This is a genomic window from Pseudoalteromonas sp. BSi20495, assembly GCF_000241185.1.
Classification (GTDB): domain Bacteria; phylum Pseudomonadota; class Gammaproteobacteria; order Enterobacterales; family Alteromonadaceae; genus Pseudoalteromonas; species Pseudoalteromonas fuliginea.
The window spans coordinates 1-21,056 of sequence record NZ_BADY01000046.1 but is presented as its reverse complement, the minus strand read 5'-3'; the positions used below and the strand labels follow the sequence as shown (position 1 = coordinate 21,056).

21 protein-coding genes are annotated in these 21,056 nt (G+C 40.1%); 6 read left to right on the top strand and 15 right to left on the bottom strand.

Translation table 11 applies throughout. From position 1 onward, the window contains the following. Position 1: 1 nt before the first annotated feature. Genes P20495_RS13840 through mraZ form a run of 12 tightly spaced genes read right to left on the bottom strand, consistent with a single transcriptional unit; the run spans position 2 to position 13,460 of the window. The gene (locus P20495_RS13840; protein WP_008135029.1) at positions 2–922 is read right to left on the bottom strand and encodes a D-alanine--D-alanine ligase; all 921 of its coding nucleotides are present in this window, start codon (positions 920–922) and stop codon (positions 2–4) included. Then, complete coding sequence (murC, locus tag P20495_RS13845; RefSeq protein ID WP_008135027.1) at positions 919–2,370, bottom strand: UDP-N-acetylmuramate--L-alanine ligase; 1,452 nt, start codon at positions 2,368–2,370, stop codon at positions 919–921. The genes P20495_RS13840 and murC overlap by 4 nt, the downstream gene beginning before the upstream one ends. Next, positions 2,371–3,447, bottom strand: coding sequence for an undecaprenyldiphospho-muramoylpentapeptide beta-N-acetylglucosaminyltransferase (gene murG / locus P20495_RS13850; RefSeq protein ID WP_008135025.1), 1,077 nt, complete (start codon positions 3,445–3,447; stop codon positions 2,371–2,373). After that, complete coding sequence (gene ftsW / locus P20495_RS13855; protein ID WP_007376977.1) at positions 3,444–4,619, bottom strand: cell division protein FtsW; 1,176 nt, start codon at positions 4,617–4,619, stop codon at positions 3,444–3,446. Before ftsW ends, murG begins: the two co-directional genes overlap by 4 nt. Continuing rightward, complete coding sequence (gene murD / locus P20495_RS13860) at positions 4,616–5,950, bottom strand: UDP-N-acetylmuramoyl-L-alanine--D-glutamate ligase (protein ID WP_008135023.1); 1,335 nt, start codon at positions 5,948–5,950, stop codon at positions 4,616–4,618. The genes ftsW and murD overlap by 4 nt, the downstream gene beginning before the upstream one ends. Then, the gene (gene mraY, locus P20495_RS13865) at positions 5,951–7,033 is read right to left on the bottom strand and encodes a phospho-N-acetylmuramoyl-pentapeptide-transferase (RefSeq protein WP_007376979.1); all 1,083 of its coding nucleotides are present in this window, start codon (positions 7,031–7,033) and stop codon (positions 5,951–5,953) included. Continuing rightward, positions 7,033–8,427, bottom strand: a complete 1,395-nt coding sequence (murF, locus tag P20495_RS13870) for a UDP-N-acetylmuramoyl-tripeptide--D-alanyl-D-alanine ligase (RefSeq protein ID WP_008135021.1) — start codon at positions 8,425–8,427, stop codon at positions 7,033–7,035. The genes mraY and murF overlap by 1 nt, the downstream gene beginning before the upstream one ends. Next, complete coding sequence (gene murE, locus P20495_RS13875) at positions 8,424–9,902, bottom strand: UDP-N-acetylmuramoyl-L-alanyl-D-glutamate--2,6-diaminopimelate ligase (RefSeq protein WP_008135019.1); 1,479 nt, start codon at positions 9,900–9,902, stop codon at positions 8,424–8,426. The genes murF and murE overlap by 4 nt, the downstream gene beginning before the upstream one ends. After that, a complete protein-coding gene (locus P20495_RS13880) occupies positions 9,895–11,712 on the bottom strand; it encodes a peptidoglycan glycosyltransferase FtsI (RefSeq protein WP_007376982.1) in 1,818 nt (605 codons plus the stop codon). The genes murE and P20495_RS13880 overlap by 8 nt, the downstream gene beginning before the upstream one ends. Continuing rightward, positions 11,709–12,038: a cell division protein FtsL gene (ftsL, locus tag P20495_RS13885; RefSeq protein WP_007376983.1), complete on the bottom strand. Its 330-nt coding sequence runs from the start codon at positions 12,036–12,038 to the stop codon at positions 11,709–11,711. The genes P20495_RS13880 and ftsL overlap by 4 nt, the downstream gene beginning before the upstream one ends. After that, positions 12,035–12,973, bottom strand: a complete 939-nt coding sequence (rsmH, locus tag P20495_RS13890) for a 16S rRNA (cytosine(1402)-N(4))-methyltransferase RsmH (protein WP_007376984.1) — start codon at positions 12,971–12,973, stop codon at positions 12,035–12,037. The genes ftsL and rsmH overlap by 4 nt, the downstream gene beginning before the upstream one ends. A 28-nt stretch (positions 12,974–13,001) precedes the next feature. Further along, the gene (gene mraZ, locus P20495_RS13895; RefSeq protein WP_007376985.1) at positions 13,002–13,460 is read right to left on the bottom strand and encodes a division/cell wall cluster transcriptional repressor MraZ; all 459 of its coding nucleotides are present in this window, start codon (positions 13,458–13,460) and stop codon (positions 13,002–13,004) included. A 493-nt stretch (positions 13,461–13,953) separates the two neighbouring features. Here mraZ and P20495_RS13900 point away from each other — a divergent pair, with 493 nt between their 5' ends. From P20495_RS13900 to P20495_RS13910, 3 genes are read left to right on the top strand one after another with little or no spacing between them, the layout of a single operon-like run. After that, positions 13,954–14,292, top strand: a complete 339-nt coding sequence (locus P20495_RS13900; RefSeq protein WP_007376986.1) for a hypothetical protein — start codon at positions 13,954–13,956, stop codon at positions 14,290–14,292. A gap of 6 nt (positions 14,293–14,298) precedes the next feature. After that, positions 14,299–14,754: a hypothetical protein gene (locus tag P20495_RS13905; RefSeq protein WP_008135015.1), complete on the top strand. Its 456-nt coding sequence runs from the start codon at positions 14,299–14,301 to the stop codon at positions 14,752–14,754. A 1-nt stretch (position 14,755) separates the two neighbouring features. Then, positions 14,756–14,998, top strand: a complete 243-nt coding sequence (locus tag P20495_RS13910) for a hypothetical protein (protein WP_007376988.1) — start codon at positions 14,756–14,758, stop codon at positions 14,996–14,998. On the opposite strand, the gene P20495_RS13915 is transcribed toward P20495_RS13910, so the two are convergent. Continuing rightward, a complete protein-coding gene (locus P20495_RS13915) occupies positions 14,995–15,975 on the bottom strand; it encodes a glutathione S-transferase family protein (protein ID WP_008135013.1) in 981 nt (326 codons plus the stop codon). The genes P20495_RS13910 and P20495_RS13915 overlap by 4 nt on opposite strands. 21 nt (positions 15,976–15,996) lie before the next feature. Continuing rightward, a complete protein-coding gene (locus P20495_RS13920; RefSeq protein WP_008135012.1) occupies positions 15,997–16,839 on the bottom strand; it encodes a pirin family protein in 843 nt (280 codons plus the stop codon). 482 nt (positions 16,840–17,321) lie between these two features. On the opposite strand from P20495_RS13920, the gene P20495_RS13925 reads away from it, so the two are divergent. Further along, positions 17,322–18,203 (top strand): LysR family transcriptional regulator, encoded by an 882-nt coding sequence (locus P20495_RS13925; protein ID WP_008135010.1) that lies wholly within the window; start codon positions 17,322–17,324, stop codon positions 18,201–18,203. Between the two features lie 39 nt (positions 18,204–18,242). Here P20495_RS13925 and P20495_RS13930 read toward each other — a convergent pair whose 3' ends face one another. After that, positions 18,243–19,196: a YihY/virulence factor BrkB family protein gene (locus P20495_RS13930; protein WP_008135009.1), complete on the bottom strand. Its 954-nt coding sequence runs from the start codon at positions 19,194–19,196 to the stop codon at positions 18,243–18,245. A gap of 116 nt (positions 19,197–19,312) precedes the next feature. On the opposite strand from P20495_RS13930, the gene P20495_RS13935 reads away from it, so the two are divergent. Together P20495_RS13935 and P20495_RS20355 are read left to right on the top strand one after the other, a co-directional pair. Further along, positions 19,313–20,392: a mechanosensitive ion channel family protein gene (locus P20495_RS13935; RefSeq protein ID WP_008135008.1), complete on the top strand. Its 1,080-nt coding sequence runs from the start codon at positions 19,313–19,315 to the stop codon at positions 20,390–20,392. A gap of 211 nt (positions 20,393–20,603) precedes the next feature. After that, positions 20,604–21,056, top strand: a 453-nt coding sequence (locus P20495_RS20355) for a YcxB family protein (RefSeq protein WP_033015379.1), incomplete at its 3' end; no start/stop codon positions are given.

Sequence of the window (21,056 nt, the reverse complement as noted above, 5' to 3'; positions counted from 1 at the left end):
ATTAAAGTGTTTGCTCCAAAATGCGAACAACTAATTGCTCAAAACTTGCCCCATTCGCTTTTGCAGCCATTGGTACTAGTGATTTTTCAGTCATGCCAGGTACTGTATTTACCTCTAGTAGGTAAAAGTGTCCTTGCTCATCTTGCATTGCATCCACACGTCCCCAGCCACTTGCACCTACAAGGTCAAATGCATCAAGTGAAATTTCTTGTAAGTGCTCTGTATCGTGCTTTGATAAATTTGCAGGGCAATGATATTGCGTCGTGCTTGATTGATACTTAGCTTGGTAATCGTAAAAACCATTAGGCGTGGTCATCTCAATTACAGGCTGTACTTCATCACCCAATACAGTAACCGTGAACTCTCGTCCTGTAACCCACTGTTCGACAAGTACTTGGCTATCAAACTTAAATGCATTAGCGAGTGCTTCTTCTAACTCTTGCGCATTACTTGCTTGTGCCATACCTATGCTTGAGCCTTCGTGCGATGGCTTAACCATTACCTTTTTAAACTCATCCATAATGGCAACTGCATCAAAGCCTTTTTTAGCATCGACAACCGCATAAGGAGCCGTACTTAGACCCGCCGATTTAAACAAGTGTTTACAGCGAATTTTATCCATAGCGAGGGCTGAGCCCAATACATTACTACCTGTGTAAGGCAGGTTCATAAATTCAAGCGCACCTTGTACAGTGCCATCTTCACCACCACGACCATGTAACGCAATAAAAACGCGCTCTACATTTAATTCTTTTAATTCCCACAAAGAACGACTTTGTGGGTCAAATGCAATTGCATCAATGCCACTACTTTGCAGTGCATTTAAAACAGCTTGACCAGATTTTAATGACACTTCACGCTCTGCTGAATTGCCACCTAACAGCACCGCTACTTTACCAAATTGTGTGTTTACCTGGGTCATACTTCACCTTGCTTAAGTTTTTCTATCGACATACCCGTTGCAGCTAAGGTTTTTACTAATTGGCCTATATTACCTGCGCCTTGGGTTAATACTAAATCGTTATTTTTTAGGCATTCACCGAGGACACCTGCAAGCTCTGAACTTGAAGCAACATGAAGTGGCTCTTTGCCACGTTGGCGTAAACTTCTACAGAGGCTTTTACTATCAGCACCGACTATAGGGTCTTCACCTGCGCTATACACATCAAGTAATAGTAACTGATCTACATCAGCAAGTACTTTTACAAAATCTTCGTACAAGTCGCGTGTACGAGAAAATCTATGTGGTTGATATACCATAACTAAGCGCTTATCAGGCCAACCTTCACGCACTGCAGCAATTGTTGCTGCAACTTCTGAAGGGTGATGCCCATAATCATCAACTAACATCACATTGCCACGCTCGTTTTCAAATTCACCATAGTGTTGAAAACGACGACCAATGCCTTCAAACTTCTGCAGCGCTTCTAAAATTGCATGGTTAGCAATGTTTTGATCTTTTGCTACAGCAATCGCTGCGGTTGCATTAAGTGCGTTGTGTCTACCTGGCATATTCAACGTGGCAGTTAAACACTCACCTTGTTTGTTAGTTACTGTAAATGTGCACGTATTAGCTGATTGGCTAAAGTCGCTCATGCGGTAATCAGCATCCTTCGATTCGCCATACGTGATAACTGGGCGACCAAATCGCGGGATAAGTTCAGCAGCAACTTCAGAATCAATACATACAACAGCTAAACCATAAAACGGTAAGTTATGAATGAAATCTACATATGTGTCTTTCATTTTTTCGAGACTGCCGCCGTAAGTATCCATGTGATCTTCTTCAATATTTGTGATCACCGAAACCATTGGCTGCAAGTGTAAAAACGACGCGTCGCTTTCATCAGCTTCTGCTATTAAAAAATCACTTTTTCCTACTTTTGCGTTACTACCTGCGCTATTTAACAAGCCACCAATAATAAAAGTTGGATCAAGCCCCGCCTGTCCATAAATACTCGCAATTAGGCTTGTTGTCGTTGTTTTACCATGCGTCCCCGCAATCGCTATACCATGGCGAAAACGCATTAGTTCTGCGAGCATTTCTGCGCGGCGCACAACCGGAACTCTTGCTGCTTTTGCTGCAACAATCTCAGGGTTTGTTTCATCAATAGCACTTGAAACAACGACTACGTTAGCATCTTTTACGTTATTTTCGTGATGACCAATAAATACCTCAGCACCGGCTTTAATTAAGCGATCTGTCATAGCGCTATGAGCAATGTCAGAACCTGTAATACGATACCCCTCAAATGCGAGTACTTCAGCAATACCGCCCATACCGGCACCACCAATGCCAATAAAATGGATAGTATCAATTCGACGCATTGCAGGTCGTGTGTGTTTTTCTTGTACTGATGCTTCTTTCACTTACACTCTCTTATTTGTTACTTGCTCACAGTGTGCTGCAACGCTTACTGTGGCATCTAAAATGGCTTGCTTTTGAGCATTTGCTGCCATTTGTTTAATTAATATAGGCTTAGCTAAATAAGGATTTAAAAGCTCAACAATTGAATGTTGATTAAACTGTGCTTGAGGCATTAACAAAGCCCCATTTGCCTTTACTAAATACTGTGCATTCGCTGTTTGATGGTCGTCCACTGCATGAGGAAACGGAACAAATATAGCCATTTTTCCAGCCGCAGCAATTTCACTAACCGTTAACGCACCCGCGCGGCAAATGACAATATCAGCCCAAGCATAAGCCGTATCCATATCATCAATAAATTCAGCAACGTTTAAGTTATTACTATCAAAACCGTGTGCTTTATAAGCCTCTTTAACGCTGTGTAAATGGCCTTTACCTGTTTGATGCCACACACTAATTGCGGTGGTATTACTCAATACTTTAAATGCTTCAGGTAATGTTTGGTTAAGTACTTGTGCCCCAAGTGAACCACCCACTACCAACATATTTATTGGGCTTGATACATCACGCTTTGGTATATCAATAACACTTTGACGTACCGGATTGCCAACAAGTTCAGCTTGGCCATGCGCAAATGCACTTGGAAATGCCGCTAATACACGATTAGCACACTTAGCTAGCAATTTGTTACTCATGCCCGCTACCGCATTTTGCTCATGAATAACCAGCGGAATACCTAAACTTTTGGCAGCAATACCTGTTGGTCCAGTTACATACCCGCCCATAGCAAGTACGACATCTGGACGCTGTTTTTTTAAAACTTTACGTGCTTGCAATATGGCGTTAAGCACCATAAATGGCGCTTTAACAAGACGTTTTATACCGTTACCACGCACACCCTTAACATCAATAAAATCAATGTCTATGTTATGCTTTGGAACAACGTCAGCTTCCATTCTATCAGGTGTTCCTATCCAGCTAACTTGCCAGCCTTGTTGTTTTAAATAGTCAGCTACAGCGATACCAGGGAAAATATGCCCGCCAGTTCCACCAGCTACAACGACTAATTTTTTACTCATCGCTTACCTCCGCGTGAAGTGGCTTGTTTTGTTGCCATCTTAGTCTCAAAATCTACGCGTAATAAAATGCCCGTGGCTATCGTCATAATCATTAAGCTTGATCCACCGTAAGAAATAAACGGCAGTGTTAATCCTTTTGTCGGTAAAATCCCCGCACTCGCACCTACATTAACCATGGTTTGAAACGCAAACCAAATACCAATAGCAAACGAAAAATAGCCTTCATATTCTTTGCCACACTTTAATGCTTGCTGACCAATTAATAGCGCTCTAAATACCAAGGTAGCTAATACCATTAAAATACTTACAACGCCGATTAAACCAAGTTCTTCACCTATAACAGCAAAAATAAAATCGTTATGCGCTTCAGGTAAATATTGTAGCTTTTGTACACTGTTGCCAAGACCTTGGCCAAACCAACCACCTTGGCTATATGCCATTAGCGATTGCACCAACTGATAACCTTTACCAAAAGGATCATCCCAGGGATCTAAAAAGCCAACAACACGTGCCATACGATATGGCTCAACAATTATAAGTAAAACAACGAGGCCAACCCCCGTTAAAATAAGTACAAAAAACTGCCATAACTTAGCACCGGCTAAAAATAGCAGACCAACCGTAGTTACAAACATAACAACTACAGTACCCAAATCGGGTTGCAGCAAAATAAGCAGAGCATATACCGCAAATACAGCAATAGGCTTTGCAAAGCCTTTAATATTTTCTTGTACCTCTTCGCGTTTTCTTACTAAATAGCCCGCAATATAACTAAAAAAATACAGCTTTGCAGCCTCAGCCACCTGAAAACCAACCGGGCCAATAGGGATCCATCGCCTAGCTCCATTCACTTCACGACCAATAATTAATACGGCTATTAACAGCACCATGCCTAATATTAATAAATAAGGGTTTGATCTTTTCCACCAATCCATTGGTACACAAACCGTTATCCAAAAAAGAACAAAAGCCATAGCTAAAAACATACTGTGACGAATAGTAATATGATACGAGTTATCAAATAATCGTTCAGCGGTCGGCATTGATGCGCTGGTTACCATGATAAAACCAACACCTATCAGCATTATTACGCAGTACAATAGCGGTACATCGTATAACTGCGCCGAAGGCTTAGGTGTTAATGCGTCTTTTATATCGGCAAAGGCAATCATACTTTCTCCGCCATAACGCACTCAACAAAGTCATCACCGCGTTGCATATAGTTGTTATACATATCAATACTGGCACACGCAGGGGCTAACAAAACAATATTGCCAGCACGACTAAGTACTTTGGCCAAAGCAACGGCTTCTTCCATATTGTTAGTTAAATAGCTCTTATTGGTAATCGCAGCTAAGTCACTTGCATCTTTACCAAAACAAATTAATGCTTTAACATGCCGTTGAATATAAGGTTTAAGGGCATTTAAATCAGCGCCTTTGGCATCACCACCTGCAATAACAATCAGGTTTTCACCATCACTAGCTAAGCTATCTATTGCTGCAATAGTTGCCCCAACATTAGTCGCCTTTGAATCGTTAAAATATTTTACACCATCAAATTCAGCTACAAATTGGCAGCGATGCGCCAACCCATTAAATTGGCTCAACGCGTTTACATACTGCTCTTTGCTTACTTCAAACGGACTTAAAAGCGCCATTACAGCAAGTGTGTTTAAATAATTGTGTTTACCCACTACAGCAAGCGTACTCACTGGTAAAAAGGCATCGCCTTTAACCATAAAGTGAGTTTCGCCATTATGCTGCGCTAAATGGTAATCACCTTGTTGAGCACCAAAGCTAATTTGGGGGGTTGTACCGCGCTCAACTGGATGTGTTTGAATATCGTCTGCATTGACAACAATAAGCTCTGCACCGTCATAAATACTTAGCTTTGAGTCTATATAATCTTGGTAACTGTCGTAGCGGTCAAGGTGATCTTCTGACACATTTAATACCGTTGCACTTATTGGCTTTAAGCTCTTTGTGGTGTCTAGCTGAAAACTAGATAGCTCAAGTACATACACATCAAAATCATCATTGAGTAAATCCAGCACCGCAGTGCCAATATTCCCACCCAAAGCAACTTTATAGCCGGCTTCTTTTAATACTTCATAAGCGAGCGTAACCACGGTTGATTTACCGTTGGAGCCAGTTACTGCAACAACCGGTTTTGTATTAATACGTGCAAATAACTCAACGTCGCCAATCACTTCAACACCTGCGTTAATTGCATCTGCAACAGCTGGTATTTTTAAGCTGAGCCCTGGACTTATAATAATTATATCGCTTGTACGAAGCTCTGCGTCATCCAAATTACCAAAGTGTGTATCTAGATTTGGTGCATGCTCTTTAAGCCAATCAATCCCTGGAGGGTTTGTACGGCTATCAACAACTTTTGGCATAAGGCTATGAGATAATAAAAAACGCACAATGCCCAGACCGGTAACACCGAGTCCGAGCACTGTTATTTGTTTATTTTTTATCTCGTTTAAATACTGCATTTATCGAATCTTTAATGTCGCTAGACCAGCGAGGACTAGCACAATAGAAATAATCCAAAAGCGTACGATAACACGTGGCTCCGGCCAACCTTTTAATTCGTAATGATGGTGAATTGGCGCCATTCTAAAAATGCGTTGCCCACGTAATTTATACGATCCCACTTGTAATATGACCGAGAGTGCTTCCATAACAAATACGCCGCCCATAATAATAAGCAGTAATTCTTGGCGTACTAAAACAGCAATAATACCTAGTGCACCACCAAGTGCTAATGAGCCTACATCACCCATAAATACTTGTGCTGGGTAAGTGTTAAACCACAAAAAGCCAAGCCCTGCACCCACAATGGCAGTACACACAACCACAAGCTCACTTGCTAGCGGTAAATGCGGAATATGTAAGTAAGCCGAAAAGTTAATATTACCTGTTAAGTAAGCAATAATTGCCAATGCTGCGGCGACTAAAATAGTGGGTACGATGGCTAAGCCATCAAGCCCATCGGTCAGGTTTACCGCGTTTGAAGTCCCTACAATCGCAAAATACGTAAGCACAATATAAAACAAACCTAACTGCGGTAACACGTCTTTAAAAAATGGAACAACAAGTGATGTTTCAGACGCTTGGGCGCTGGTAAAGTACAAAGCAGTAGCTACCACTAACGCAATTACTGACTGCCAAAAATATTTCCATTTAGCAATTAAACCTTTTGGGTCTTTACGGATAACTTTACGGTAGTCATCAACAAAGCCAACAATACCTAATGAGCCAATTACAAACAGCGTTGCCCATACATACTTATTCGATAAATCAGCCCATAGTAGCGTACTGGTAAAAATAGCCGCTAAAATAAGTAAGCCACCCATAGTCGGCGTACCCGACTTAGATAGATGCGATTGCGGACCATCGTCTCGAACCGTTTGACCTATTTGCATACGTTGCAAACCACGAATTAACTTAGGTCCTAAATAAAGAGACATAATTAGCGCAGTTAAAATACCTAAAATGGCACGTAGCGTTAAATACGAAAAAACATGAAAACCACTAAAATACTGGGTTAAATACTCTGCCAGCCAAACTAACATTATGATACTCCATTGATGGCTTGTTGCTGGCCATTAACTAAATCGGTTACTAATAATTCCATGCGAGAACTGCGCGATCCTTTCACTACTATTGTTGTTTTTGTATTCACTTTATTAATACTTTCTTGAATTTTTTGCTGCATTTGTTCACGGCTCGAAAAGTGGCGATTAGGGAGTTCAAACACATCACTTGCGCATTTACTTAATACACCTAATGTAAATAACTCATCAATCCCTTGCTCAAGTGCATACTCACCAACTTCTTGGTGATATTTACGTGCATCTTCACCAAGCTCCCCCATGTCTCCCAGCGCTAAAATGCGGTGACCTTGCATATCACTTAACAAGTCAATCGCAGCCTTTACCGACTTAACATTGGCATTATAGGTATCATCAACCACGGTGAGTAAATCAGACACTTCAATTAGATTAACGCGCCCTTTTACATCACCCATAGTGGCAAGTGCATTGGCTATTTCTTCAAGAGTTACATCAAATTCACTAGTAAGTGCAGCCGCAATAAGTGCGTTACTAATATTGTGCTTGCCAGGTAGCGCCAAAGTAACAGGGACTTGCTTGTCTTTAGTACAAAGCGTAAAGCTTGCACGCGCATTGGCATCAAGCGTGATATTCTCTGCCCAAATGTCGAGTTTTTCGGTTGTAGAAAAACGTTTAACATTACGCCCTTCAAGTTTATCTAACCAATACTGGCTAAATTCACTATCGCAATTAACAATGGCAACGCCGTCATCTTTTAGGCCATCAAAAATCTCACCTTTAGCTTTTGCAACCCCCATTAAGCTACCAAAACCTTCTAAGTGAGCGGCTGCAACATTACATACAACGGCCACATCTGGTTTGGTCATTGCAGTTGTGTAGGCAATTTCACCTAAGTGATTTGCACCTAGTTCAATTACTGCAAAACGATGTTGAGGCTCTAAGCGCAATAACGTAAGTGGGACGCCAATATCGTTATTAAAATTACCTCTAGTAGCTAATACATCACCGTGAACCGACAAAATTGCTGCACACATTTCTTTTACGGTGGTTTTACCTACACTCCCTGTAATTGCAATTGTTTTAGGCGCCACTTGCGCCATAACAGCAGTGCCAATTACACCTAGTGCAATACGTGTATCGCTTACTATAAATTGTGGAATATCTACATCTACTTTGTGCTGAACAATAACGCCAATAGCGCCTTTTTGTTTAGCCTCAGCTATAAATTTATGGCCATCAAAATTGGGACCTTTAAGTGCTAAAAACACTTCGCCACCGCACACTGTACGAGTATCAGTATTTATATTAAGCACTTGTTGATTATCACCTTGATTATCACCTTGATAATCGGTTGTTAGCACATTGGCTAACCAATCAAAATCCATTGGGATCATTGTGTTATCCCTCTTACTGCTTTTTTTAGTTGTTCTTGTACATAACGGCGATCGCAAAAGTCGATGCGCTTATCGCCTATAATTTGATAATCTTCGTGGCCTTTACCTGCAATCAAAATAACATCATCAGCTGTAGCATTTTCTATAGCAAAACGAATTGCAGTTGCTCTATCAGCCTCTAAATGTGCGTCTTGAGGGTTCACTAAACCGCCAGCCACATCAGCAATAATGTCATCAGGATTTTCAGATCGCGGGTTATCGCTGGTAATAATAACTTTATTAGCATTTTGCTCAGCTGCTTGCGCCATTAATACTCGCTTACCTTTATCTCTGTCACCACCGCAACCAAATACACAACTCACACCACCTGGTACATGCTGTTGCAATGCTTGCAATGCAAGTGCAAGTGCATCGGGCGTATGTGCATAATCAACAACACACGTTGGCATGCCTGCTTGACTAAATGCTTGCATTCGCCCAGCGACTGGCTGTAACTGCGCACAACCTGTAATTAATTGCTCAAGCGGATAACCAAGCCCTAGCAATGTAGCGAGCGCTGCCGTTAAGTTATATAAATTAAATTCGCCAAACAGAGGCGATTTAATTGATATATCACCCCAACTCGTCGATAACTGCGCCGAAATACCTACACTTGAATATTCAACATCAGAAAAATAGACGTATCGAGTATTCTTAGGAGCTAAGTTTTTGCGGCCATAACAAATTAGATTATTAAAATCATACTTTTCAAGCCATTGCTCCGCTTGAAAATCATCTTGATTAAGCACCACAACTTGCGGTTCAAAATCACGAAAAAGCATTAATTTTGCATCACCGTAACTTGCCATATCACCATGATAATCTAAGTGATCACGCGAAAGATTAGTAAACACAGCCGCTTTAAACTCACATTTAGCAACACGCTGTTGCACTAACCCATGCGATGACACTTCCATGGCGACTAGCTTTTTATGCTGTAAATTTAGATCACTCAAAATATGCTGTAAATCAACCGTTGAAGGCGTAGTATTCATCAGTGGAGTTAAGTTATTAGGATGTCCATAACCTAGCGTGCCAATAATCGCTGACTCAGTACTACAAAATTGCGCTAAGTGAGCAATCATTGCTGTGGTGGTTGATTTACCATTTGTGCCAGTCACACCAATTAAATCCAAAGCCTGACTTGGTTGGTTATAAAAGCGACTTGCTAATTCTGGAAGCTTTTTATCAAGCTCTGAAACTAAATATAGCGGTTCGAAACTTGTTTCAAATTCGCATAATCTGTCAGCAATAATCGCTGTTGCGCCATTTTCAATTGCTTTAGCAATAAATTGTCCGCCATCAAGTGAATGGCCTTTAATAGCAACAAATACATCACCTGGTGTTACCTCACGACTATCAATGCGTAAATGTTTTACCAGTTGCGAGGGCGCATCAATTTCGATGTATTTTAAAATATCTCTTAAATCACGCATCGTTCTTTTTACCTTCCACGTAGGCAACATCTTCCTTGTCCGGTGCTACATTTAATATTCTTAATGAATTCGAAATTATTTCAGCAAATGCAGGCCCAGCGGTGGCCCCTCCGTAGTACACATCCCCGCCGGGTTCATTAATCATAACAACAACGGCTAATCGAGGATTACTTGCAGGTGCGACACCTGCAAAATAGCCAACATATTCGTCACCATAACCACCAACAGCTGCTTTTTTAGATGTACCTGTTTTACCTGCTGCCCGATAGCCATCAACTTTAACGCGACTGGCTGTGCCGCCCTCTTCAAATATACTTTCCATCATATGGACCACGGCTTCTACGTCTTTTTGTTTAAAAATACGTTCGCCTTCTGGTACATTATCTTGTTTTAAAATCGTTAATGGACGGTTGACTCCCCCAGCGCCTAACATGGCATAAAATCGTGCCATTTGGGCTGTACTTACTGCAATATTGTAACCAAATGAAAGCGCAGCAATTTCATGATCCGACCAACGGCGATTAGGGTAAAACAAACCACTGCTTTCCCCCACCATACCGGTGCCTGAATCTGAGCCAAACCCTACCTTTTGAAACAATCCCACTAAATAATCTTTAGGTACTAACTGCGTTACTTTCGTAACTCCCATATTTGAAGAGTATTTTAAAATTTCGCGCAGTGTCATCTCACCATGATTGCGAGTATCTTGAACTAAGCTACCGCCTAAACGCATCCAACCAGGGTAAGTATCAATTTTGTCATCGGCTTTAATTGCGCCGTAGTCTAGCCCAGCTAAAATGGCTAGGGGCTTAACAGTTGAGCCTGGTTCAAACAAATCGGTAATTGCGCGGTTACGGCGCTTATGCGGGGCTGCATCGCTTAAGTTGTTTGGATTAAACGAAGGGCTATTAACCATCGCTAATACTTCGCCTGTTTTTATATCAACAACCATCGCTGAACCCGATGTCGCTTTATAAGTAAGTACAGCAGATTTAATCGCTTTATAAGCGATGCCTTGAATACGTTGATCAATACTTAATTGAATACTTTCAGGTTCTACGCGTTCGCGCTCATCAAGCACTTCTACTTCGCGTCCTTGTGCATCTTTGCGTATAGTACGACGGCCTTCTTCGCCCGTTAATGCATTCTCATACAGCTTTTCAATACCTTCAATACCTTTGCCATCTATATTGGTGAAACCAATAATATGTGCAGTTACTTCACCGGCAGGGTAATAACGCTTAGATTCATCTAATAAATGAATGCCAGGCAAACGTAAGTCGCCAATATAATTTGCAACGGCAGGAGTTACTTGGCGCTTTAAGTAAACAAAGCGACGAGAAGGATCGTTAAGAAGGCGTGAATTAATTTTTTTCGGATCGGTACGCAGAACGTCAGCGAGTTCACGCCAGCGCATATCATTTTTGTAATACTGCACTGTACGTTTATCAAGTTCGACCGCATTGTCTGCAAGTGATTGTTGATCCTCGCCATTTTTACGCGCTTGCTTAATCACTTTAGAAACAAGTGATTTGTGAAGTGCTTTAGGATCTGCATACACACTCACTACCGGTACACTCACCGCGAGCTCTTTGCCATTACGATCAAAAATCATCCCACGCTGGACATGAAGTTTTTCGACACGTACGGTACGTTTATCACTTTCAGAACGGGCTTTGTCAGGTTCAATTACTTGTAAATAAGCAGCACGAGATACCAGTGTTACAAACACCATAAACACAACGCCACACACCAGCATAAAGCGCCATGTAATTAAGTTATTTACTGGTTTTTTGCCTCGATTTCTCATTGCAGTATTATTACCTGTTCATCTTGACTCGTTGGTCGTTTCATTTTTAGCTGTGATTTCGCAATTTCTTCGATACGTGCATGCTGTGAATAAAATTCCTCTTCAACTAATAAATAACGCCATTCTAAATCAAGTTCATCACGCTCTTGGAGTAACGAATCTTGTTCAATAAGTTGCCCTCGAGCAAGATGTGTTACTTGTACGACAGTTAAACTTGACGCGAATATCACAACCAACAAGGCCGAGGTAAGCTTATTAGCTCCTAGGCCTTTAACAATTTCAAAAAATAAATTAGGTGGTTGACGATGATTCGCTTTTATATTCATTCCAGCCTCTGAGCAATCCTAAGTACAGAGCTACGAGAACGCGGATTACGCTCAACTTCAGCGGCACTTGGCTTAATCGCTTTACCCACTGCCTTTAACGTCAGATTTTTATTTATTTGTGCGTCAGTTAAAGGCAGACCTCTGGGTAATACTTCTCCCCGACTCTGTTTTCTAATAAACTGTTTTACAATACGATCTTCTAATGAATGAAACGAAATAACAACCAAACGACCACCGGGTTTAAGGACCTTAATTGCAGACTGCAATGCCGTTTGAATCTCTTCAAGTTCGCTATTAATATAAATACGAATAGCCTGAAAAGTACGAGTAGCAGGGTGTTTAAACTTATCTTTTACAGGTACTGCTTCATCGACTAAATCAGCTAACTGCTTAGTCGTAGTAATTGGCGTGTGCTCTCTAATCTCAAGTATTTTATGCGCAATACGCTTACCAAATTTCTCTTCACCCAGCTTTTTAATTACATGGGTAATATCATCCAATTCAGCTTCAGCTAACCATTGGGCTGCACTGCGACCACTTGTTGGATCCATACGCATATCTAGTGGGCCGTCTTTCATGAAACTAAAACCACGCCCAGCATCATCTAACTGTGGCGACGACACACCTATATCTAATAAAATCCCGTCGACTTTACCAATGAGATCGTTTTGCTCTGCTACTTCGTAAAGTTTTGAAAAGCGAGTATGTGCAATTGCAAATCGCGGATCATCAGCAAACTTTTCAGCTGATTGTATTGCCTGCGGATCTTGGTCAATCGCTTGCAAACGACCTTCATTACCAAGGCGTGCTAATATTTGCCCTGAATGACCGCCACGTCCAAAAGTGCCGTCCATGTATATGCCGTCTGGCTTAATTGCAAGGGCATCTATGGTTTCGTCCATTAAAACGGATACGTGTTCAAATTGCGCTGTCATTAGCTATTATTTGCCTTTTATTGTGCTGTTAGAGAGTGAAATTATCTAAATCAGGGTGAGGTTCAAAATCACCAAGCCTCTCAAGCTCAGTATCTTGGCGCATTTGTTCGTTCCAACGCGCCTCATCCCAAATTTCAAACTTATTCATCAAACCAACCAACATTATTTTTTTGCCTAGATCTGCATGTGCACGCAATGAAGGCGCTAGCAAAATCCGACCATTTTTATCAAGTTGATATTCTGTGGCATTCCCTAGCAACATACGCTGCATACGTCGAGCTCGTGGATTCATATTTGAAATTTTAGCTAAACGATTTTCTATTTCTTGCCACTCAGCAAGCGGATATAACCATAAGCACGGCTCATTTAGCGCAACAGTACAAATAACAGTTCCTTGGTCTTCAGATAGCAGAGATTCTCGGTACTTGGTTGGTACCGCAAAGCGTCCTTTATCATCCAAACTCAGTGAACTTGCGCCACGAAACATAAACAGCCTGCTTTAAATTATTTTAATCGCCTAGCGATTACTTTGATCCAGTTTGATCCACTAAAAACCACTTTTTACCACAGTCCTCCAGTTTAGGGCTTGACAAGCCTTTTTGTCAAGTAAGCTGACCAGCTTTAACGAGTCTCAAAGCTAGAAAAAATAAGGGTTCAAGCAAAGCGATTGAATTACGTGGGAAAAAGTGGAATAACAGCGAAAAAAAAATTTACTTAGTTTTAATATGCTTATTTCTACATGTTCTGCTTACTGAATAAACAATGAATATTTACAGTTTTTTAAGCATTTTCACCTTCTTTGTAAAATTTACCTGACCGTGTAGTAATAGTTACTGTTTTTTTAAATTACCAACCTTGACAAAACCAGGGGAAACAAAAAAACAAATAAAATTCAACAAGTTAAAACAAAAGTTAAATTTGGTTTAATCATTGCATCATCTAAATCACTACTTAAATTTTTAACTTATTAAGGATTGATTATGGCTACTGCAACAAATACGAAACCAAACACAACTTCAGATGTTAAGCCTGACGTTAAACTAAAAAATACTGACTCGCCACTTACAGAGAAAGCCACATCAGCGGCGCACGATGCTGTAGATGCACTTTCTAGCAAAGCAGCAACAGCTGAAAGCAGTGTTCGTAAAGGCGCTTCTAGTTCAGCAGAAGCACTAAGCGAAAAACAACTTATTGCACGCGAAAAGCTGAGCGAATGCACTGCAAAAACGCGTGCTTTCGCTTCTGAAAATCCATTAGCAACTGCGGGCATTGCTTTTGCTGCTGGTATGTTAATTACATCATTATTTCGTCGTAAGTAATCAGTGATGAATAACCCACAAACAACCGCAACCAAGGATGGTAACGCGCAAAACCAAGCTACTGAGCAGCCAAGCCAAAAGGACGATTGGCAAGATCATATTGCAAAGATTTTAGAGTACTCTAAGCAACTCAAGGATGATTACCAGACCCAAGGAGAGATCACCCATCAGCTTGCTAAAGCTGAATGGCGGTTGTCGCTTAGATCGCTTGCATTGATCACTATATTTTTAGGCTGTTTTGCCAGTGGCTTGGTTTTGTTGTGGGCAGGATTTCTAGGTGCTGTTGGATACGGTGTATATGATCTCTTTGGGTCGGTATGGCTGAGTATTGCAACAGCTACTTCACTGCAAGTTGCTTGTTTAGTATGGCTTTGGAAAAACACAGTTTACCTAAGCAATAAAATTGGTTTTAGTAAAACACTTAAAAGCTTAAAGCAGCTATTAAATTTACATGGGAATTAGTATGTTAGTAGATAATTTGATTAAGGCCCCAAACAAAAACGTTCAAGCTCTTAGTAAGCAAATGGATATGCGCAGTGAATTAAAACGCCAACACCATGCGGCGTTTCAATATCGGTTAAAACGTTTTGCAGCAACTAAAGTAGGACTAACAAGTGCTTTTTTAGCCGGTGCTGCTGTACAAGCAGGGAAAAGCGAAACCAGCTTGGTTAGAAAATATGGCTGGCTTGTTAGGCTACTCGCTTAAAGATAAATACCTCTACCGTGATCAGATAAGTAATCAATACTTGGACCACTTGGCACAACTTGTGTCGGGTTGATCATTGTATGGCTAAAATAGTAATGACGTTTAATATGATAAAAATCAACTGTTTCAGCCACACCTCTAACTTGATATAGCTCTCTAAGATATCCGCTCAGTGCAGGGTAGCTTTCAATTGTGCGTAAATTACATTTAAAGTGACCAACGTACACACTATCAAACCGAATCAGCGTAGTGAATAATCGCCAATCAGCCTCGGTGAGTTTGTTTGTGGCTAAATAACGCTGCTTGCTCAGTATCCCCTCTACTGTATCGAGTGCTTTAAATAAATCGTTAAACGCCTCTTCATACGCATCTTGAGTTGTTGCGAAACCCGTACGATAAACTCCATTATTTATATCTGGATAAATCAACGCGTTTAATTCGTCAATTTTTGGTTGCAATTCTTCAGGATAAAAGTCATCGGTATTGCCTGTTAATTCATTAAATGCACTATTAAACATACGTATAATATCGGCAGACTCATTACTGACAATTTTATTTAGCTTTTTATCCCACAATACGGGAACGGTTACCCGCCCGGAGTACTTTGGGTTATTTTTTGTATAAACTTGATGTAAGTAATTACTATTAAATAAAGTATCGCCAGTACTGTGGTTTTGCGTATCAAAAGCCCAACCACTATCAAGCATATCAGGGCTAACAACCGACACAGTAATTAAATTTTCCAACCCTTTTAACGCTCTAAATATAAGCGTTCGATGCGCCCAAGGGCACGCAAGTGATACATATAAATGATACCTATTAGATTGGGCTTTAAAACCTGCGTCGCCCGTTATTCCAGCGCTACCATCAGCAGTTATCCAATGACGTAACTGCGCAGCTTCACGCTCAAACTTTCCGTTACTTGAATCGGTGTCGTACCACTTATCTTGCCATTGACCATCAACTAATAATCCCATGAAACTCTCCTAAAAATAGGGTTAAATTTTGCCGAACTCGCCGTTTTGATAATCACGCACTGCTTGCTGTACTTCAGCTTGCGTCGTCATTACAAACGGCCCCATGTGAGCAATCGGTTGATTAAGTGGATCGCCTGCTAAAACCAAAACACCAGCGCCTTGCTCTGAGGTAATATTAATATTACTGTCTGGCTCTAAAATAAGTAACTTACCAGCTGGGATTGTTTGATCGTCGCTTGTTATTATTGAGCCGCTATGAATATAGATCATTACTTTTTGTTGGCTAAGAGGCTCCAAATGAACGCTTTTACCGGCGGGTAATGTAATGTCAGCAAGTAGAGCATTAGCAGCTAAACCCTGCAAACTACTTGTAAGCGTTTCACTTTCGAACTGCCACGATCCCGCAAGTGCTTTTAACGTCACACCGTGCGTATTTGTAAAACTCGGAGCTGAATTTTGCGTAGTATCTTGATAACGTGGGTCGCGCATCTTATCCAAACTTGGCATGTTGATCCAAATTTGAAAGCCATGCAATCCATCAACGGTATCAGCGAGTGGCATCTCACTGTGCATAACGCCGCGCCCTGTACTCATCCATTGCACATCACCTGCTTTAATTGCTTTTTTGTTACCCATTTGGTCACGATGTTCAAAGCCACCTTTTAAAATATAAGTAAACGTTTCAATTCCTCGATGGGGATGCTCTGGAAAACCTCCCATATAATCTTTTTTGTCGTCTGACTTAAGTTCGTCAATCATTAAAAATGGATCTAAATATTTACCATCAAATCCTGGGATACGACTAATACTTACGCCATCGCCATCTTGAGTTGCATAAGCTGTAAGCACTTTTGATATTTTCATTTTTTAATTCACTTTAAAAAAGAAGTTGATGAGGGTATTAAATCATTCATTAAATAAAACAACTATGTCTTTAAATTGGTCATAACATTCTAAAAAATAGAAAGCTATGCTTTATTGTTCATATTTCAAACCTTGTATTACCGTGGTTATTTTTACTTATTTTTTAAATATCCGCTTTATCAATTACTTAAATTGCTGAGTAATTGATTGTTAATCCTGAAGTACTAATGCAAAGTTGTTTAATAATGATTAGTAAAATTAGAATGCAGCTTGCTTTCGACGGCTTTGATACAGGCTCCTCATCACTTACTTACAATAAATGGATACGACTACTTAAAAATAGAAATGATTTTATGGCGTTTCGAAAAATAAAAAATCATTCTATCTAAATAATCCAACAAAAAGTTTAACTGTTACGCAATAAATAATGAGTCTATGCGGTCAAGTTATGCAATCAGATAAAAGTGGTAGTAGGATAAAATATGGCGAAAGCAACACTAGAGCAGTGGAGAATGTTTAAGGCTGTTGTTGACCATGGTGGATTTGCTGGTGCAAGTGCAGCTGTTCATAAAAGCCAGTCAACGGTTCATCACGCAGTGCAAAAACTAGAAGTCGCTTTGCAAATTAAATTACTTGAAGTAAAGGGTCGCAAAGCCTTTTTAACAGACAGCGGGAAACTTATTTTACGCCGCGCAGAGTTTTTAATTGAAGAAGCGAGTAAAATAGAATCTGTCGCCAATACGCTCAGCGAAGGTGTGGAGAGCACATTAAAAATTGCAGTTGATGAAGTATTCCCCCACCCCATTTTGTATCAAGCACTGGCCAGAACCAGTGAACTTTATCCGCTTTTAAAAATCGATTTAATAGAAAGCGTGTTAACGGGCGCTAACGAGTTATTAAATAATGCCGTTGTTGATTTAGCTATTTCTTCAATTCCTATTTACGGTATTAGTTGTAACCAGCTTTGTGATATAGAATTTGTCGCTGTAGCACACCCAAATCATCCGCTGCATCAGCGCACAGAGACTTTGTCATTTCGTGATTTAAAATTGTATAGGCAAATTGTAGTTCGTGATTCTGGCACGCAAACTAGCCATGATGAAGGTTGGCTAGGCGCAGATATGCGCTGGACGGTTAGTCATTTACGAAACTCTATTGATATGGTTAGCCAAAATTTAGGTTATGCATGGCTTCCTCGTACACAAGTATCTCACCTAATTGAAGAGGAAAAATTAAAGGTACTAAATCTAGAGCAAGGGACAACCCGTGCCCTTAAGTTATATTTAATGTGTAATGACACAGACAGACTAGGGCCTGCTGCACAAGAGTTTAAAGAGCAATTAATTAACCTGAGTTTAGATTAACAATCTTTAACTCATCGCCCTAAGTTATAGTAAATTAAATCACTTGTTTTTCACATCGAGGTGGTCGGCTACATATGCGCCTCGATTGCCTCTTTTTTTTGCGGGGCCTATTGTGCTGTCTATCGCCGTTTGTTGTTCCGTTGCGGCATTAGTCGAAGCGCCTAAAATAACAATATAGGCACTTATATAAAGCCACATTAACATAATAACTACCCCACCTAACGAGCCATAGGTTTCGTTATAGCTCGAAAAACGCGACACATAAAATGAAAAACCAATAGATGCCAAAATCCAAAGCACGGTAGCAATGGAGGATCCTATTGTGATCCAACGCCATTTAGCTGGCTTTCGGTGCGGGGCGTAGCGATATAAGAGCACTAATGTAAAATTAAATATTAAAGCCAATAATGGCCAAGAAATAAGCTTGATCAGTAAATCTATGCCTTCTTTAAGTCCAACTAAGTTAAGTACAATTGGCAAGATACCAATAATTATAAGTGAAAAAATAGCAACGATAATCGCACCCATAGAAAATAAAAAGCGCACTAGTAACGCTTTAAAAAATGAGCGTTTTTCGTATTCTCGATAACTAATATTACACGCAGTAATAAGCGCCTGACTCCCTTTAGAACTACTCCAAATAGTAAGTACTAAGGTTCCCAATGCACTGATACTTAAACTAGCGTTTGAACTTTGAGCAAGACTTGAAACTTGAGACAAAATGAGTTCTCGTGAGCTGTCAGGTAATAATGTAACAAACAAACTCAAATGTTCACTAATATCAGTAGGAGAGGAAAAATAAGCATAAATAGAAACAACGGCGGCAATAGCCGGAAAAATAGCAAGCAGTGCATAAAACGCAACTCCTGCAGCAACAAGCGATAAATTGTCCTCGTTCATTTGCTTAAAAATACGCTTAACAATATCCCACCAACCTACTACAGGAATATGCACAGGTTGAGCTGCTTGCTGCCCTCGTTTAGTCTCTTTCATTCTAAATCCCAAAATTTGTGTTACGTTATCTCAGCAAAATGTTTGCCAAGTTATATTGAACATTTGGTACTAAACTTGCTGCTAACAATTATAAAAACTAAACACGGATGACAGCCATGCCCAGTAGCCAAGCAAACAACATAGTACAAAATAATGCCCCTCTCATAACACATAGTTTTGAAGGTGATATACTTTCATGGCATTTTTTCCACGAACAAAGTCTGCAATTACTGCACGCAACAGCGCAAATATTACCCACTCTATTACTTGGCACAGTCCTTTTAGTACTGAGCTATTTAATCGCAGGGCCGCTTTCGCGACTACTTATAAAACCCATCGATTATATGACCGACAGTAAACTCGTTCACTTAGTCGCAAGGCGCAGTATTAGCACCTTAATTATTTTATTAGGCGTGTACTTATTTTTACGTTTAGCTGGGCTTACTGAGTTTGCAGTCGCTATTATGAGTGGAACAGGATTAATAGGCTTAATATTAGGTTTCGCTTTTAGAGACATAGCAGAAAATTTCATCGCCAGTTTATTACTAAGCATACAAAGACCTTTTAAAATTGATGATGTAATAGAGGTAGATAATCGCTTAGGGATCGTTAAAAAAGTAACCGCACGGGCAACAACACTAGTGGATTACGATGGTAATCATATTCAAATACCAAATGCGACTGTGTACAAAAACACCATTAAAAATCTCACCGCCAATCCCAAAATGCGCGGTAAAGTAGAAATAGGTATTGGCTATGATAACGATATACGCAATGCACAAACTCTCGCACTCGACATTGCCAATCAGCAAAGTGCCGTACTAAGCGACCCACCAGCGCAAGTATTAATAAAAAACCTTGGCTCATCCACTATTAACTTTACCTTGTTCTTTTGGGTTAATAGCGAGCAGCACAGCCCATTAAAAGTAGGCTCACAACTTATGCGAGAACTTGTAAACGAATTTACAAAGCACAATATCAGCATGCCTGACGACGCAAGAGAACGTATTTTACTTACCCCTGCTAACGAAACTATTTTTGGTTCAGAGCAAAAACAATCACCAAAAGTAAAAAACATAGTTAACGAAACAGACGATAAAACTAAAACACTCGATGATGTGAGCAGTGATACTGACGAAATACGTGAACAAGCAGATAAATCAAGAGATCCTGAACAAGGAAAAAATATTATTTAACCTGAGCTCTGATTAAGAGATTTTCAGTGAAAACAAGGCTAATTTACGCGTTAATAGCTGGCCTACTGCAAATAAATTTATTGCAGTTCGCGCTGACAATAACTGCTTGAGATAGATTTATTATCCAGAGTTCAGGTTCTTTATTATAAACACTGCGCATTTGCAGCTTAGCTTGCTAAAATAGGAAAAAATATGTTTTAAGTAAAACAATATGGCATTAACTACTACCTATACACTTGATAGACCTTACTTTTATGAATGCTTCGATGAGTCGCTTCCTTATAGTAAACGTGCGCAACCTAAATATTTTCTACTCATGCTATTAACAGCACTGGGTTTGTTTGGTATTTATGGTTTAAATGATCATTACTTAGGTTCTTTTTTAATCATGCTGGCAATTCTTGAATGCGTTGCCTTTTACTATCGTCGTCCTTGGTGGGTAACCAGACAAATGCTCAGCAGAGCATCTGGCTCAGAAGTCACCCTTACTTTTGATGAAGAAGGCATTAAATCGGTTAATCATTACAAAAACTATCAATTAGTATGGCAAGATATAAACGAAGTTATAGATACAGAGCGCGGATTATTATTAAAAAATAAACGTGGTATGCAATATATTTCAAAACAAATTTTAAGCCCCGAAATTATTAATTATATAAACAAA

Bases quoted from the DNA above. Each gene is read 5' to 3' on its own strand.
- P20495_RS13840 (WP_008135029.1), bottom strand. From the start codon at position 922: ATGACCCAGGTAAACACACAATTTGGTAAAGTAGCGGTGCTGTTAGGT.
- murG (WP_008135025.1), bottom strand. From the start codon at position 3,447: ATGAGTAAAAAATTAGTCGTTGTAGCTGGTGGAACTGGCGGGCATATT.
- ftsW (WP_007376977.1), bottom strand. From the start codon at position 4,619: ATGATTGCCTTTGCCGATATAAAAGACGCATTAACACCTAAGCCTTCG.
- murD (WP_008135023.1), bottom strand. From the start codon at position 5,950: ATGCAGTATTTAAACGAGATAAAAAATAAACAAATAACAGTGCTCGGA.
- mraY (WP_007376979.1), bottom strand. From the start codon at position 7,033: ATGTTAGTTTGGCTGGCAGAGTATTTAACCCAGTATTTTAGTGGTTTT.
- murF (WP_008135021.1), bottom strand. From the start codon at position 8,427: ATGATCCCAATGGATTTTGATTGGTTAGCCAATGTGCTAACAACCGAT.
- murE (WP_008135019.1), bottom strand. From the start codon at position 9,902: ATGCGTGATTTAAGAGATATTTTAAAATACATCGAAATTGATGCGCCC.
- P20495_RS13880 (WP_007376982.1), bottom strand. From the start codon at position 11,712: ATGAGAAATCGAGGCAAAAAACCAGTAAATAACTTAATTACATGGCGC.
- ftsL (WP_007376983.1), bottom strand. From the start codon at position 12,038: ATGAATATAAAAGCGAATCATCGTCAACCACCTAATTTATTTTTTGAA.
- rsmH (WP_007376984.1), bottom strand. From the start codon at position 12,973: ATGACAGCGCAATTTGAACACGTATCCGTTTTAATGGACGAAACCATA.
- mraZ (WP_007376985.1), bottom strand. From the start codon at position 13,460: ATGTTTCGTGGCGCAAGTTCACTGAGTTTGGATGATAAAGGACGCTTT.
- P20495_RS13900 (WP_007376986.1), top strand. From the start codon at position 13,954: ATGGCTACTGCAACAAATACGAAACCAAACACAACTTCAGATGTTAAG.
- P20495_RS13905 (WP_008135015.1), top strand. From the start codon at position 14,299: ATGAATAACCCACAAACAACCGCAACCAAGGATGGTAACGCGCAAAAC.
- P20495_RS13910 (WP_007376988.1), top strand. From the start codon at position 14,756: ATGTTAGTAGATAATTTGATTAAGGCCCCAAACAAAAACGTTCAAGCT.
- P20495_RS13915 (WP_008135013.1), bottom strand. From the start codon at position 15,975: ATGGGATTATTAGTTGATGGTCAATGGCAAGATAAGTGGTACGACACC.
- P20495_RS13920 (WP_008135012.1), bottom strand. From the start codon at position 16,839: ATGAAAATATCAAAAGTGCTTACAGCTTATGCAACTCAAGATGGCGAT.
- P20495_RS13925 (WP_008135010.1), top strand. From the start codon at position 17,322: ATGGCGAAAGCAACACTAGAGCAGTGGAGAATGTTTAAGGCTGTTGTT.
- P20495_RS13930 (WP_008135009.1), bottom strand. From the start codon at position 19,196: ATGAAAGAGACTAAACGAGGGCAGCAAGCAGCTCAACCTGTGCATATT.
- P20495_RS13935 (WP_008135008.1), top strand. From the start codon at position 19,313: ATGCCCAGTAGCCAAGCAAACAACATAGTACAAAATAATGCCCCTCTC.